General features: G+C 32.1%; 13 protein-coding genes and 1 other annotated feature. Of the genes, 1 reads left to right on the plus strand and 12 read right to left on the minus strand.

Translation table 11 applies throughout. The features are described 5' to 3' along the window. Positions 1-105 precede the first annotated feature (105 nt). From DWZ69_RS04120 to DWZ69_RS04155, 9 genes are all read right to left on the minus strand, one after another. A complete protein-coding gene (locus tag DWZ69_RS04120) occupies positions 106-543 on the minus strand; it encodes a stage V sporulation protein AB (RefSeq protein ID WP_117998912.1) in 438 nt (145 codons plus the stop codon). 44 nt (positions 544-587) lie between these two features. Beyond that, the gene (locus DWZ69_RS04125) at positions 588-1,214 is read right to left on the minus strand and encodes a stage V sporulation protein AA (protein WP_117998911.1); all 627 of its coding nucleotides are present in this window, start codon (positions 1,212-1,214) and stop codon (positions 588-590) included. Positions 1,215-1,461: 247 nt separating this feature from the next. Then, entirely contained in the window at positions 1,462-2,181 is a 720-nt protein-coding gene (locus DWZ69_RS04130) for a SigB/SigF/SigG family RNA polymerase sigma factor (RefSeq protein ID WP_117998910.1), read from the minus strand. Positions 2,182-2,193: 12 nt separating this feature from the next. After that, positions 2,194-2,640 (minus strand): anti-sigma F factor, encoded by a 447-nt coding sequence (gene spoIIAB, locus DWZ69_RS04135; RefSeq protein WP_117998909.1) that lies wholly within the window; start codon positions 2,638-2,640, stop codon positions 2,194-2,196. Positions 2,641-2,649: 9 nt separating this feature from the next. Continuing rightward, a complete protein-coding gene (locus DWZ69_RS04140; protein WP_117998908.1) occupies positions 2,650-2,979 on the minus strand; it encodes an anti-sigma factor antagonist in 330 nt (109 codons plus the stop codon). A gap of 107 nt (positions 2,980-3,086) precedes the next feature. Further along, positions 3,087-4,505, minus strand: coding sequence for a tetratricopeptide repeat protein (locus DWZ69_RS04145; protein ID WP_117998907.1), 1,419 nt, complete (start codon positions 4,503-4,505; stop codon positions 3,087-3,089). 21 nt (positions 4,506-4,526) lie between these two features. Further along, on the minus strand, positions 4,527-4,670 hold the full coding sequence (locus DWZ69_RS12160; protein ID WP_022165840.1) for a hypothetical protein: 144 nt from the start codon (positions 4,668-4,670) through the stop codon (positions 4,527-4,529). A gap of 24 nt (positions 4,671-4,694) precedes the next feature. Then, on the minus strand, positions 4,695-7,331 hold the full coding sequence (locus tag DWZ69_RS04150) for a valine--tRNA ligase (RefSeq protein ID WP_117998906.1): 2,637 nt from the start codon (positions 7,329-7,331) through the stop codon (positions 4,695-4,697). 128 nt (positions 7,332-7,459) lie between these two features. Beyond that, positions 7,460-7,663 (minus strand) — a binding site (T-box leader). 23 nt (positions 7,664-7,686) lie between these two features. Next, positions 7,687-8,790 carry an acyltransferase gene (locus DWZ69_RS04155; protein ID WP_117998905.1) on the minus strand — a complete coding sequence of 368 codons (1,104 nt, stop codon included), beginning with the start codon at positions 8,788-8,790 and terminating at the stop codon, positions 7,687-7,689. A 143-nt stretch (positions 8,791-8,933) separates the two neighbouring features. On the opposite strand from DWZ69_RS04155, the gene DWZ69_RS12050 reads away from it, so the two are divergent. Next, complete coding sequence (locus tag DWZ69_RS12050; RefSeq protein ID WP_158561047.1) at positions 8,934-9,107, plus strand: hypothetical protein; 174 nt, start codon at positions 8,934-8,936, stop codon at positions 9,105-9,107. 177 nt (positions 9,108-9,284) lie between these two features. Here DWZ69_RS12050 and DWZ69_RS04160 read toward each other — a convergent pair whose 3' ends face one another. Genes DWZ69_RS04160 through DWZ69_RS04170 form a run of 3 tightly spaced genes read right to left on the minus strand, consistent with a single transcriptional unit; the run spans position 9,285 to position 14,917 of the window. Next, positions 9,285-10,064 carry a tetratricopeptide repeat protein gene (locus DWZ69_RS04160; RefSeq protein WP_117998904.1) on the minus strand — a complete coding sequence of 260 codons (780 nt, stop codon included), beginning with the start codon at positions 10,062-10,064 and terminating at the stop codon, positions 9,285-9,287. Positions 10,065-10,089: 25 nt separating this feature from the next. Continuing rightward, on the minus strand, positions 10,090-11,322 hold the full coding sequence (locus DWZ69_RS04165; protein WP_117998903.1) for a DUF5716 family protein: 1,233 nt from the start codon (positions 11,320-11,322) through the stop codon (positions 10,090-10,092). A 58-nt stretch (positions 11,323-11,380) separates the two neighbouring features. Beyond that, complete coding sequence (locus DWZ69_RS04170; protein ID WP_147337630.1) at positions 11,381-14,917, minus strand: DUF5717 family protein; 3,537 nt, start codon at positions 14,915-14,917, stop codon at positions 11,381-11,383. Between the last annotated feature and the right edge of the window lie 2 nt (positions 14,918-14,919).

The following is a 14,919-nucleotide window of genomic DNA, read 5'->3' on the forward strand; positions in this document are numbered from 1 at the left end:
AATTATCCTTTCCAATCTTAAATTGCCTTTCTTATATTATCCTCTTCTATCCAAAATTATCCTGCTTATGTTAGTCTTTCTTAGCTTATATTATTTATCTTGCTGTTATTTTTTTGCCATGTCGTTTGCGAACTGTATTAACGATGCCATCATTTTTCCCAAAGCCACTGACAAAATTATAAAGTTTAAACCGTATTTTAGTTTTACTCTTCTTGAAAAAATTGCTGTTCCGTTAAGTGCTTCTGCCAATGAAACTGCGAGGCAACCAACAAAGATTCCCTGTGTCAGCCCCATTATCAGTTGGAATCCCTGTACTATATTAGGAGCAAAAGGTAGACTTATTGAGAATATCCAAAATAAATTCCACCATGCACCGCCAAAAACAATTGCACTTTCATACGCTCTAACATGCTTTGCAGTTCTTGAAGTGTCAGCCATCCTTGTAACTACACCTGTTGATGTAATTAATGCAAAGACAGCTCCGGAAATGACTGCTCCACCGCCAAAAGCAATTAGTGCTAAAATTATATATTTTAATATCATAATCTTTCCTTTTAATAGTTGTTTAAATGTTAATTTTATAGCTATTATTTAGCATCCAGTTTTCCGTCCTGTCTGTTATGACCGTCAATTAATGCCTGATTGATTTCAGTTTCATATTTTCTCATTTCTACCTCAATAGGTGTAGGATCTTTTGAGAGTTTTTTAGGTCCGAAATGATTATAAAATACAAGTATTCCAACTGCTAACCCAATGGAATAAGATACTTCCATAACAGTCTTACCTGTATTTTTGCTGCCGGCAACCAGCTTGCATATTTTTTCAAACATTGCTCCGATGGTAATATCGTTGTTAAAAGACATAATGGAAAAGCCTGCACCAAAAAATAATATTATACATATACCTATGACTTTTAAGATTTCAAAGGCTTTATTATCACTGTTTGCTTTTTTAAATTCAATTATACAGTCTGTTTCTCCTATGCTTTGTACATCTACATTTTCAAATTCTTTATCTACTATTTCAAATATCTTCATAATCGAAACAATATATCGTTTTTTACCATTAGAATTGTCATTTAGAAGTTTGATTGGTTTTAGTCTGTTTACAACTGTTTTATTTTTGCACTCTAATTTTCCAAGGTCACCTATTGTCACGTAACTTTTAGTTACTTCCACACATTGATCCATTTTGATATATAATGTATCACTCATTTTTAAATTAAAACTGCCGCCTTAATTTCTGTTGTTTCCTTTTTTTCCGACATTAAATAAATGCCTCCCAATGCCATGGTCAAAGCAACTGCTACTATTAAAATAATTTTTACAAATTTCATATTCCACCTCTTACTAAAAATAAATCAATGTTCCTCAATTTCTTTCATTAACCAAAACTTATAGAAATTGTTAGTTAATTGTTTTATAACATTATCTCCAGTAAGTTGTGGAATATTCCATTTTTTTAAAAATTTACTTGTGCTCTTAATTTTTTTAGAATTTTCTTTTCTAATCTGGAAATCTGAACCTGAGTCAATCCCAGCTTGCTAGCAATTTCCGACTGTGTTTTATTTTTAAAATATCTTAAAACAATTATTGTTTTCTCTTTTTCCTCTAACGTTTCTAATATTTGTTTTACAAACAGTTTATTAATTACTTTTTCCTGGCTCTGTGTCTTATCTTCTATTTTTTCCCCTAAGGTTATTTTTTTCTCACTGTTTCCATAAGCAATTTCTTTGTCTATGGATTGAACAGCGCCCATTGCATTTAAAGCAATAACTACGTCTTCTTTTGATATATCGCATTTAACAGAGAGTTCCTCTATTGTAGGCTCTCTGTTTTCTTTTTCTTCAATTTGTCCTTTTTCCAGCATGATTTTGTTTTGATTTTCTTTTATTGTCCGACTTATTTTTATAATTCCGTCATCCCTTAAAAATCTTCTGATTTCTCCTGTAATTAAAGGTACTGCATAAGTTGAAAAAGACAAATTAAGACTTAAGTCAAATCTGTCAATTGCCTTTAACATACCAATACACCCTATCTGAAATAAATCCTCTCCTTCGTAGCCTCTCCCAAGAAATCTTTTCACAATACTCCATATTAGCGGAGTATTTTCAATGAGAATCTGATCTCTGGAATTTTTGTCTCCCATGTGAGCTTGTTTTATTAGATTTATTGTATCCATACTCCCTCTATCTTATTTTCTATTATTTTTTATTTTCTTAGTCATGCACACAGTTGTTCCATTATGTAATTTTGATTCCACATATAAATCATCCATAAACATTTCCATAAACATAAATCCCATACCAGAACGCTCAAGTTCCGGTTTAGTTGTAAAAAGCGGTTCTTTAGCCTTCTCTACATTTTCGATGCCAACGCCCTGATCTTTTACAGTTATTTTTAATGTGCCATGATTTTCATTTTCTTCCATATCCAAACTGCAATCCATGTACACTTTTCCCTCTGTGCCGTTATACCCATGAATTATTGAGTTTGTCACAGCTTCGGAAACCGCTGTTTTGACGTCATTTAACTCTTCAATTGTAGGATCAAGTTCCGTAATAAAAGCTGATATTACCATTCTTGCCAATCCTTCATTTTCTGATTTTGCATCAAACACCATACTCATATTATTTTCCATCTTAACCTCCTATAATTGTGCTAAACTTGATGTCTCAGTCTTACTTACGATTTTATATAGCCCTGAAATCGTTAAAATTCTGTCAATTGTCTTGTTTATGTTAGTTACCGTAACGTTGCCCCCTCTTGGCTTTATAAGCTTGTATCTGCCCATAATTACGCCAACACCTGAACTGTCCATAAAATTCGTATTCGAAAAATTAAATACAATATTTTTTATCTGGTTTGATATTATGTACCAGTCTGACTGTTCTGTTATCATTTTGGCATTATGATGGTCCAACTCCTCCGGTAAATAAATAAACAAATTGTCTCCTCTCACTTCATATAAAACTTCCATACTGTCCTCCTTATTTTTTATTAATAAAGTATTCTTTAGAATACTGTTTTGCAAAAGAAAAAGAGAAGAACTTTTTTTGTTCTTCTCTTTAGTAAATTAATATTAATTTATTCTGTTCCACTGTCATTTAACAGATTCTGTGCTCTTGAGTAAAAATCTGAATCCTGATGTTTGTCAACAATTTCCTTGAACCACTTTTTAGCATTGGTAGAATCACCTTTTCTTCTATAAGAATATCCTAAGTAGTACATAGCCTCATCATTTTCAGCGTTGGCATCAAGAGCTTTTGTAAACTGCTTTATTGCCTCGTTATAATCTGCACTTTCATAAGCGTCCATACCTGCATTAAATGCTAACTGTTCCACCTTAGATGACAAATTGCTGTTTAAAGTATTATAAACAGATGTAAATGATTCTGAATCCATCTTCATCTTGCCGTCTACATTTTCTAAAGCTGTGGCACTCTTTGTATAATCCTTTGCAATGAAATACTGAACAGCTTCTAACAGGTTACTATAGTTTGAACTAATTGTATTTCCTGTACCTGTATACTGTGCAAGACTTGTTTTCAACTTCTTCTTGTCTGACTTAAGAGTTTCAACCTGATTCTGTAACTCAGATATTGTTGAATTCTTTATTGCAATCTTCTGATTATATTCGACCTTTGTGTCATTTACCTTACTTGTTACGCTGGATATTCTTGCAGGTGTAACTATAAAGTAAACTAGGGCTGCTCCTAATAAGATACCAACAATTACATACATAATGCTCTGTGCACCTGTTAATGCATCTTTGAAGTTTTCCTTTGGCATTATTGTGTCATTACCACTTAGATATGGTCTGTCCACCATAACACCTCTTAAACTTCTTCTTCTCTCCATTCTCTTATCAGGATCATTTTTCTTTTCATCCTCAATGTATTCATTTATTTCACGTAAATATCTGATACTTAAGGGATTACATTTATCTATTTTCATAGATTTCTTTATTGTTCTTTTGGCTCTTTCATATTGACCATTCTTTGTATATAAAAGAGTCAGTAACTGATATGCCTTAATAAAGTTAGGATTCTGATTAAGAACCTTTTTAAGCTGTATTATAGCCATATCATCTGTGCCGTTTCTGGCATAGTCTAAAGCCACGTTAAACTTCTTAATTGTATGGTTTAACTCATCTACCTTGCCTTTTTCCTGCTGGATTGCAAGAAGATATTTATCTGCCGGATTGTTATTTGGCTGTATGTTTGTACTCATAACCCATTCTGAGAATGCCTGTACAGTTTCACCCATTTCAAAATAAACAAGTCCAAGCAGGTTCCTGGCATCAATGTTTCGCTTATTTAATTTTACGCATCGTCTAAGTGTATCAGCAGCACCGGATAAGTCTCTGTTTCTTGCTTTTGTCAGACCGGCATTGTAATATGTGTTAGACAATCTTACTATTCTTTTGTATACACTAACATCCATACCACAGTGACTGCAGTAGTCACTGTTGGTAAGTACATTTCCACAATTGTAGCAAATCATTTATTTTTCCATCCTTCACTGTTATTCTTCTGATTTTAACTCGTTAATCATCTGTATCATAACATCTGTTATGTCTGAAATATTATTGTTATATATGGCATCTTCTGCCTCTTCTATTTCAAGACTAGGATGAAATTTCTTTATTTCCTCATCAAAATTAATCATAATAACCTCCTTAGGTTATAGTCATTAAGACAATCTTAACAACTGCTCTTTAACCTGTTCCATCATCTGCTGGTATTTAACTTTCTTTTCCTTTTCTTCGTTAATCTTCTTTTCAGGAGCCTTACTTACAAAGTTAGGATTTGAAAGCATTCCATTAACACGTGCTAGTTCCTTTTCAAGTCTTGTTACTTCTTTTTCAAGACGTTCTTTTTCTTTTTCAATATCTACAAGTTCAGCAAATGGCATGTAAATTGTTGCCTTAGGAATAACAACTGATACTGCATCATCTTCAATACCTGTCTTGTCTTCCTGTATAATTACCTGACTTGCATATCCAAGTGTTGCAAAGAAAACATTACCATTCTCAAAAATTTCTCTTATGCTAGCATCATCTGATACAACAAATACTTTTGCTTTCTTGCTAGGTGCAACATTCATTTCTGATCTGATATTTCTAATTGAACGTACAGCTTCCTTGATTGTTTCAACTGCAGCTTCTTCTTTTGCAAAAGTATTTTCTTCTGTATATTCAGGCCATGCTGAAATCATGATTGATTCTTCTTCGTCCTGAATTGTACAGAATATTTCTTCTGTAACAAATGGCATATATGGATGTAAAAGTTTTAATGAATCAATTAATACTTTCTTAAGTGTCCATAATGCAGCCTGTTTTGTATCATCGCTATCATTGTACAATCTTGGCTTAACCATTTCAATATACCAGTCACAAAATTCTTCCCAAATAAAGTTGTAAATTTTGTCGGCTGCTATACCAAGTTCAAATTTATCAAGATTTTCTGTCACATCTTTGGCTAAAGTGTTAACTTTTGATAAAATCCACTTATCCGCATCTGTAAGATTTTCAGGTTTCTTACTTAAATCAATATTTTCTTCAGGAAGATTCATCTGAATAAATCTTGAAGCATTCCATACTTTGTTAGCAAAGTTTCTTGATGCTTCTACTCTTTCCCAGTAGAATCTCATGTCGTTACCTGGTGCATTACCTGTAATAAGTGTAAATCTTAATGCATCTGCACCGTATTTATCAATTACTTCAAGTGGATCAATACCGTTTCCAAGAGACTTACTCATTTTACGTCCCTGAGAATCACGAACCAAACCATGTATTAATACTGTATTAAAAGGAACTTCTCCCATATGTTCAAGTCCTGAGAACATCATTCTGATTACCCAGAAGAAAATAATATCATATCCTGTTACTAAAACATTTGTAGGATAGAAATAATCTAACTCTTCTGTCTTGTCAGGCCAACCAAGTGTACTAAATGGCCACAAAGCTGATGAGAACCATGTATCAAGTGTATCAGGGTCCTGTCTCATTTCTTTACCACAGCATGGACATGTAGCATGGTCTTCTTTTGTTACAACCATTTCTCCACAGTCATCACAGTAGAACGCAGGAATTCTGTGTCCCCACCATAACTGACGTGAAATACACCAGTCACGAATATTTTCAAGCCAGTGGAAATATGTTTTATCAAAGTGTGGTGGTACAAATTTTGTATCGCCATTCTTAACAGCGTCAATTGCAGGTTTTGCAATTTCATCCATTTTTACAAACCACTGTTTTGATACTCTAGGTTCAATAGTTGTATGACATCTGTAGCATGTACCAACGTTGTGTTCATGATCTTCAATCTTAACAAGGAAGCCTTCTTTGTCTAAGTCTTCAACAATTGCTTTTCTTGCTTCATATCTGTCCATACCTGCGTACTTTGGATAATCATCAACAATCTTAGCATCATCTGTTAATACATTAATAACAGGTAAGTTATGACGAAGTCCAACTTCAAAATCGTTAGGGTCATGAGCTGGTGTAATCTTAACTACACCTGTACCAAAATCAATACCTACATAGTCATCAGCAATAATAGGAATTTCTCTTCCAACTAAAGGAAGTGTAAGAGTCTTTCCTACTAAATCTTTATATCTGTCATCATTTGGGTTTACTGCTACTGCTGTATCACCAAGTAATGTTTCAGGTCTTGTTGTAGCAAGCTGAATATAGCCTGAACCATCTGTTAAAGGATATCTTAAATGCCAGAACTTACCAGCCTGATCTTCATATTCTACTTCTGCATCAGAAATTGATGTTAAGCAGTGTGGACACCAGTTGATGATTCTTTCACCACGATAAATCTGTTTCTTATTATATAAATTAACAAATACTTCTTTTACAGCCTTTGAGCAGCCTTCATCCATTGTGAATCTTTCTCTGTCCCAGTCACATGAAGAACCAATCTTCTTAAGCTGTGAAACAATACGTCCACCATACTGTTTCTTCCATTCCCATGCTCTGTCAAGAAAAGCTTCTCTTCCAATATCTTCTTTTTTTACGCCTTCTTCACGCATCTTTTCTACAATCTTTGCTTCTGTAGCAATTGATGCATGGTCAGTTCCAGGAAGCCATAAAGCTTCATAGCCCTGCATTCTTTTAAATCTAATTAAAATATCCTGCATTGTATTATCAAGGGCATGTCCCATGTGGAGCTGTCCTGTAATATTTGGAGGTGGCATAACAATAGTAAATGGTTTCTTACTTCTGTCTACTTCTGCATGGAAGTATTTCTTCTCCTGCCACTTCTCATAAAGTCTGTCTTCAATCTCTGCGGGATTGTAATTCTTCTCAATTTCCTTCATTTTTTCCTCCTGTAACATTGCCCTGCCTTCGGCTGGTGGCAATGTGTGTCTATTTTTGTCAATTAGTACACATACAAGAAAAAAGAGCAGCAACGCTACTCTTTTTCTTCTGTATTCCAATGGTAGCACTAAAGGGCGAATAAATTCGCGGTACCACCTTCATTTATCTCTTCTCTTATCCTATAACGGAGACGAACCGATTGTGGCTAATGGACTCTTTCTCACCACAACTGCTTAAAAACTACCTTCACAAACACTTCTCTAAAGGGCTTCCACCATTCCCTTCTCTCTGTCAAAGGTTATTTGCTACTCCTTTTCATCATCGCATTTGACATATAGAAATATAATATAAATTTTATTTATGTTTGTCAACTTTTTCTCTGATTTTATCAGTCATTTTATTATATCCCAAATACTTTTTCATCAATTCGACAATCATTGATACCATTAGGCTTATTGCAAGTAGAACAATAATTATAACCGGTGGATATTTAAAACTATAAATAAACTTTCTAAAATACGTTGCTCTGATAAATGTATGTATCAGGAAAATATTCATTGAATGCTTTCCTATAAAACCAAGTGCTGTGTTTAAATATTTTATAGGATTTATAAATTCATAGCAAAAACAAATAACTATAAAAGGAATTACCCCATCTTTTATTTCAAACAAAATTGCTGATACTCCACTCTGTCTAAATTTAATGGATGCAAGTATTAAAATAATTCCTACTAATAATTTAACTGTTTTATTAAGAATATTTGATTTTTTTATCACTTCATAATTTGCAATTTTCACAAGCCACTTTTTATCAGCACTTACAATTCCTAAAAACACAACAGGTAACCAATGTATTATAGACGAATCTGTCACTGCTAATTGTCTTGATAAAATTGAAAACAAAACAAACATATACACAAAACCAATTTTTTCGTATATCTTAATTGCAAGTGGAATAATCAAAATAAGTGTAACAGCCAAACTCATATACCACCATGTTCCTACTAACGTAGGTGTACCAAACAAATTGGCTATCCCCAGTCCATCTAAACAGAAATATATTACTCCTTGAATATTTTTCCCATATATCTCGATTGGAAGTCTGTTGTAAATAAGTCCAAATATTTCACAGAATAAAAACACAAATATCCAGCCTATATACAAATTAAAAAATCGATGTTTAACATATTCGGAAATATTGTCATATTTCAATTTTGACAACTGATATTGTTTTTTTAATGATATTGTAATGCCATAAGCTGTTAAAAAAACAAAAATCGGTACACAGATTTTTAGAAAAGCAGCTATATAATTCACAATACTCTCCGAAAAAGGACTAAAGACTACTTGCAAATTTCTATATCTGTCTCCTGATAAAAAGCAATGATGAAACATTAAAAATAAAATTGCTATACCTTTTATTATGTTTGTATCTTTTTTTGAGAAATTCTCTTTCATATTTCCCTATACCTCTCATATTTGTCCTATCAGCATATAATATCACATTTTCTATAACATTTAAACTAATTTCCACTTAACACATCAATTAATTTAACTTTTATATTTATTTTGTGATATATTTACGCAGGAGGAGGTATGTTATGAAAAATTTATCTAAAATTATCTTACATACGCTAAAGGAAAATTGTGGGCAGGACAATGCAACGCCAACAAGCCAAAAATGTACGGCTATTCAATTGGTAGTAAAACAAGTAGTAGCCCTACATTATCAAAAAAGCTTGCGATGTATGTTCCCGATTATACGCAAGGGGTAGTCATAAAAAACTTTTGAGTCAATCTCATATGTTTCATGCAAATATAAAGTTGACCGAATTCTACGTTTAAAAATAAGTAACTTAGAATAAAATCATTATATACAAATAACAATACTCATAACAAATTCAGCACCCTCATTTGAGGGTGCTTTTTCATTCAATATAATCTTCGAAATTTTAACTATTAATTTCTACAATATATTCTTTCTGACATTTTCTTATAAAATCCTCTTCTTTTTCCTTATCCCAATCTGACTGAATTTCCACTTTCATTTTTATAAGTTCGGAACGAAGTCTGTTTACAACAGTGTCAGTTACTGAATATTTGTTTTGGTCTATTTTCAATCTTTTGTCGTTATCTGTAATAAGATCACACATAATAATTGATTCTAAAGATTCGTTGGTTTTGTTTAATCTGTAAGCACTTCTAAAAGCTGCTGCTGCCTGTTCATACTCAAAAAGTCTTGCATAGGCAACACCTAAGTTGTTGTACACATCACCATAAAATCTCTCTGGCAAATCATTGTTAATTGCCTTACTTAATATGTTGTTATAATAAGTTATTGCCATGTTATATTTTTCAGTATCCATTAGAATGTCAGCTTTTGCCTTCCATCTTTCTGCTGCTGTTTTTGAGCAAAGAGCCTCTAAATGATTACCCAGCTTTTCAGCCATTTTATCTGTAAAATACTCTGAGTTCTTTATAACATAAGCAATCTTCTCACCAATTTCACCTTCATTAGCAATTATCTGTTTTATGCCTGCTGCAATATTATGCTGCTTTAAATCCTTGTCGATGTAATCTATTAACTCATCACTAAAAAATTTGTCATCAATTAAATACAGATAATTGTACAGATAATAACTTAATTCCTCAATTGAATAAATATTTTTATTTACTTCTTTTATGTAAAAAGGTTTATCACAATGAGTTGTACATAATCTAATATAGTTCACGTTTTGTACCTTGCCTTTCCATGATTTACTGTAAAGTCACTTCTCTTGTGACAGTCATACCTGAACTTTCAAAAAAGTCACCGAAGCCTAAATCTTTTATTGTTATTTCAAATTTGTTTTCTTCCACATATCTGAAATCAACTTCTATTCTTGTGGTGTTGGGCTCTCTTTCAGGAAAATCCCTTAAGTCAATTTTGAATGTATCGTTAGAATGATTAATTAAATCCTGAATTTCAAAAACTGCTTTTGTTGGCTTTTCCATAATGCATTCCATTTTCGATGTTGCATCATACCAGTAATCTCCAATGTTTGATAAGGTTATGTTACTGTCCTTACCTTTGTATTCTACAGCCATTGTTATCTTTACTCTTGTTCTTCCTTTACATGAAATAAGATATTTATCAAGAGTAGGTGGCAGGAAACATTCTTTTGCTCCGTATGCCGCACCTTTTACAATTAAATTATTACCTTTGAATACTCTTCTGTTTCTGCAGATTGTCTGAAGAGTCTTCTGCCAGCCATCAAGATAAAAACCTGCACCTGACAAATAAATTCCTGAAACTACATGTTTCTTTAATAACTCATCCATGTAATCTGCCAAAATTCTATCACATGAATGAATGTCTTTTTTTGCCATTTCCAAGTCAAAAAGATTACTTAAATCTTCTACTTTTACATCGGCAACATGTGGTTCACGACCTCTTACAACCTCTAAACGTCTGCAGGCAAATTCATATTCGTTTAACTCCAAAAACAGAACTTTGTTAATCCAAATATCTTTATTCTGATTAAGTGTATAATAAACAAAACTTTCTGAATGACTTATTACTCTGATATCATCTTTCTGGTAACCTAGGTCAGTCAAAACTTCTTTTATGCCTTTTAGTACATTTTGATTAACTTCCTCAACAGTTACTAAAATATTTTTTATAAGTCTTCCATTACATTGATTAACTGCAAGTTTCAATAAATATGCAAAGAAAACCGTCATTATTTTCCCTACATCTTCTTCTGTATCCTCATTAAATAATAAAGGTAGTTCCCTAATCAGTCTGCTGTTTTCACTGTGGCTTTTGTTTATTGCCTCATCTCCTGCAGACCACTCTTTTAGTTCACTGTTAAAGCAAACAGCAGTTGGTATAAGATAGTTATTTTCTGTTCCTATACTAACCGACTTTGGTTTTCCTGTATCATCTAAATATGATAGTTGTGAATAATCTCTTGAAAAATCAATTCCTAAAATTATTTCTTTTGCCAACTTTCATTCCTCCCTTGTTTTTGTATCTCAAATATATTTCTGTGTTTTCTACAATAATTTATAGTAATTTGAATATTTCTCTACCTGCTTCCTTACACAATTGATAAGACTGCATCATTTCTCTCGCTGCGTCTTCTCTTCCAATTTTTCGGCATATCATCATACTGTTAATCATTCCAAATCTACTTTCATCATTGTATGTATTTTTCTCACTAATACATATTGAGTCAGTTGCAACTTCTTTTCCATAAGGATACTCATCAGAATATTCCAAAATCTTGTAAGTAATTTTTTCCCCATAGAACATAATGATATTCTTTGTAAAAATCCCCGGATAAATGCTATTCATTTCTTCAGTATTTTCTACCTGTTCACCACCGTTTTTGTTAATTGTATAAACAATATTAACTCTGTGTTTTGGATTAGTTCTATAATCAATTATTGTTTTGTCTATTAAGTCAAATGGTATTTTAAACCATCTGTTAAACTTTTTATAAAACTGAAAAATAATCTTATCCTTAACAAGACTCTTTATTAATCCTTCACAAATTTTAATTTGTCTTTCAGTAATATTAGTTTTTGAGGACATTTTTTCCACAAAAGCTATTTTAACAATAACAGGTGTTGCCAACCCGTTAAAATATTCCTGTTCCAAAATCTCCCAAACACTATCCGGACATTGGATTTTTTTAACAAAATAATTGTATGTTACATAACTGTAAAATGCTTTTCTTATTACTGTTCTTGTTACGCCTTTTATATACTCTTTATACAATTCATATAATCTGTCATTAACCTGTCCTTCAAAAATAACATGTACAAGTAATTTTTCTACAAATTCATTGTCTGTTATATTCATTACTTTCATTTGAGTATAAAGTTTGTACAAATTCTCTGTTCCTGAATTATAGTATTTTGCCATGTATTTAAGAACAGCTTCATCCGTACAGCCTTTCTCAAATACATAACCACAGATTTCTGTTAATAATTCATTTTCACTGTAGTGTTGTTCTGCAACATAATGCCTGCAGACTTTTTCTAAAAGACCTTCGTTAATTGACAAATAACCATACTTATCTAAATATGGCATAACCTTTTCCCAAAGTTCTTTTTTAATTAGAATTTCAAGTAACTTGTTTCTTGATGCCATTGACAACTCTTCCATGTCAAACTCAAGTATATAGTCATCAAACTGTCCCTTATCAAATTCCTTGTAATAATAGTCAACAATAAACTCTTTTAAGTAATTTTTAAACTCAACTGTTAATGTGTCAGATTCTTCTATTTCTTTAAGCTGTACAACCTGCCCTACATATTTTTCAGGAGAATCCATAACATCTTCTAACTGACATAGCATTGTCATTAGATTATTGCCTGTCTTTGTAAGTGGTGCCGTAACCTCCATTTTTTCCATGGTATAATCTACATCTGCTAATACTTTTCCACTATGATTAATGAAAACAATTACCGGCTCTTTTGTATACAATGTAATATACGCTTCACCATCTGTTAATGGCATGCTCTGTATACTTTCCACTTCTTTGTGGGAAACAATAACATTTGTTATGTCCTGATTATTAACCTTCATTCTATAAGTGTTCATAATTCCAGGCATATATTCATCTAAGTTACCATCTAAAAATTCATCATCTAATATATACGAATATATTCTCTTTAAATGTATATTGTTGTTTCCTTTAAGCAACTGTTCTGTTACATATTTCTCCAAGCCGGCTTTGTACTTAGGATATAGTTCATCATTTTTTCCTAAGTTTTCAAGCATATTGGCATAAAAATAATCTTTGTTATAAACCAATGTATCTGTACCATAAGAAAAATATTTGTAGGCTGTTTTCTCCAGTGGTTCATAACTGTTAATGTCTATTGAATATATGTAGTATTCATAAAGGTTAGTAATTTTTAATTCTTTTCTTACACCTTCTCTTAACCACTTAAAATATTCATTATTGATTTTTCCGCTGTTAATTATTTCACTGCATATTGAAGTTAAAACTTCATTGTCCTTAGTTTCTTTATAAATTCTGCTTAAAATATCAATATATAACGGCTTAAAACTTCTCTCGCTATTCATAAGGTCAGCTGCCTGCTTTGCAAGCTCTACTTTTACCATTGAATATTTTCCTGCAAAGTTTAAAACCTGAATTTCAAATCTGTTCATTACACGAAGAAGTTCAGGCTGCTTATTAATGATTTTAGCAGCTTCATAATACATAACAGGACTTGTACAGCCTTTATTAAACATTCTTTTAATTAATGTGTATTTAAGACTTGGATTTTCGTCATATCTGCTGTCCATATTAAATAAAATCCAAAGTATCTGCCAGTTATCGTGACCACCCTCATAATACTGTTCTATTTTTTTCTTAGCTTCATTTGTAAAGTCATATTCGTTCTTGTACAAAGCTGCCAGATATAAATAATAACAGTAGGCAATTACATTTTTAGGATTGCTGTCTTGAATATATTTAGCTGACTCATCTAATGCTAACTTGGCAAGTTCTTTGTTGTTATTAAGAATAGCCACCTGCGCCTTTAACAGATTACCTGTAATATCACTGTTATCTACAGTTAATCTCTGTTCAGCAATATCTGCCGCATCATCAATCCACTTTCTGCCTGTTATGTTACCTGTTCTGAATTTCAAATAATTCTTTATTAAGAAACCGTCTGTTGTTCTTAGCTTTATATAATCACTGTTGTCATTTTTGGGATTCTTTACAACAACCTTGTATTCTTCTTTTCCACCTGCTGTTTTAAAAATAATCTTTCCTTCATTCATGCCACAATGAAGCTTTGCAGTGTTTAAATAATAAGAATATTCCATTGTCTTTCCGTTAAACTGTTCACTTGTAATTCTTTCCTTACAGTTATAGAAAAACTCTCCCTCTAATTCCACATCAATTTCGGCATAGCCCCATGTGTTTCTTGTAATAATTAATGTGTCACCATAATTGTCTGTTAAATTCTCATATTCTTTTGTTTCACTTTTTAATGATATTTTTACAGGTTCTTTTAAGCCCATTGCAACCATGAATTCTTCTAAGGCAACATCTCTATTTGCGTTTCTCATTAACTGCTTATAGAGAGCTATACCATGATTATCACCCTTTAAGAAATATTCAGAAAATTCCTTTGAAATAAACAAAATCAAGGCTTCGTCATAATTAGTTCTAACGTATTCCACAAAGTCCTCAAGTGTTTTTAGCACTCCTATTTCTGTAACAATTTCCCTTTCTTTTACTTTTATTTCAAAAGGTATCTCAAATTCACCTGCTGTTGTTATTATATTTATTTTTCCTATACACACTTTGTTTGGTACAAGATTTTTCCCATTTATAATATAATGTAATCTATTTTTTATACCGTTAAACTGATTGTATCTAAACACAAAATGGCTGTCTGAAGAATACGCAATCCCTTTTATGTCCATTGAGTTTTTTCCAACAATTGCAATGTCACCTTCAATAGTTTCATCAGCATCCAGTTCAACAGTTATTTTATTTTCAGATATTAAAGCATCGGCAATTTCGTATGAAACATTACCTGATGCAAGTCTTTCCATTAATACTTTCAATT

It is taken from the genome of Eubacterium sp. AF34-35BH (genome assembly GCF_003477765.1).
In the GTDB taxonomy this organism is placed as follows: domain Bacteria; phylum Bacillota; class Clostridia; order Lachnospirales; family Lachnospiraceae; genus Eubacterium_G.

What these genes read in the sequence shown, in the direction of transcription:
- DWZ69_RS04120 (WP_117998912.1), bottom strand. Translation starts at nt 543, where the DNA reads ATGATATTAAAATATATAATTTTAGCACTAATTGCTTTTGGCGGTGGA.
- DWZ69_RS04125 (WP_117998911.1), bottom strand. Translation starts at nt 1,214, where the DNA reads ATGAGTGATACATTATATATCAAAATGGATCAATGTGTGGAAGTAACT.
- DWZ69_RS04130 (WP_117998910.1), bottom strand. Translation starts at nt 2,181, where the DNA reads ATGGATACAATAAATCTAATAAAACAAGCTCACATGGGAGACAAAAAT.
- spoIIAB (WP_117998909.1), bottom strand. Translation starts at nt 2,640, where the DNA reads ATGGAAAATAATATGAGTATGGTGTTTGATGCAAAATCAGAAAATGAA.
- DWZ69_RS04140 (WP_117998908.1), bottom strand. Translation starts at nt 2,979, where the DNA reads ATGGAAGTTTTATATGAAGTGAGAGGAGACAATTTGTTTATTTATTTA.
- DWZ69_RS04145 (WP_117998907.1), bottom strand. Translation starts at nt 4,505, where the DNA reads ATGATTTGCTACAATTGTGGAAATGTACTTACCAACAGTGACTACTGC.
- DWZ69_RS12160 (WP_022165840.1), bottom strand. Translation starts at nt 4,670, where the DNA reads ATGATTAATTTTGATGAGGAAATAAAGAAATTTCATCCTAGTCTTGAA.
- DWZ69_RS04150 (WP_117998906.1), bottom strand. Translation starts at nt 7,331, where the DNA reads ATGAAGGAAATTGAGAAGAATTACAATCCCGCAGAGATTGAAGACAGA.
- DWZ69_RS04155 (WP_117998905.1), bottom strand. Translation starts at nt 8,790, where the DNA reads ATGAAAGAGAATTTCTCAAAAAAAGATACAAACATAATAAAAGGTATA.
- DWZ69_RS12050 (WP_158561047.1), top strand. Translation starts at nt 8,934, where the DNA reads ATGAAAAATTTATCTAAAATTATCTTACATACGCTAAAGGAAAATTGT.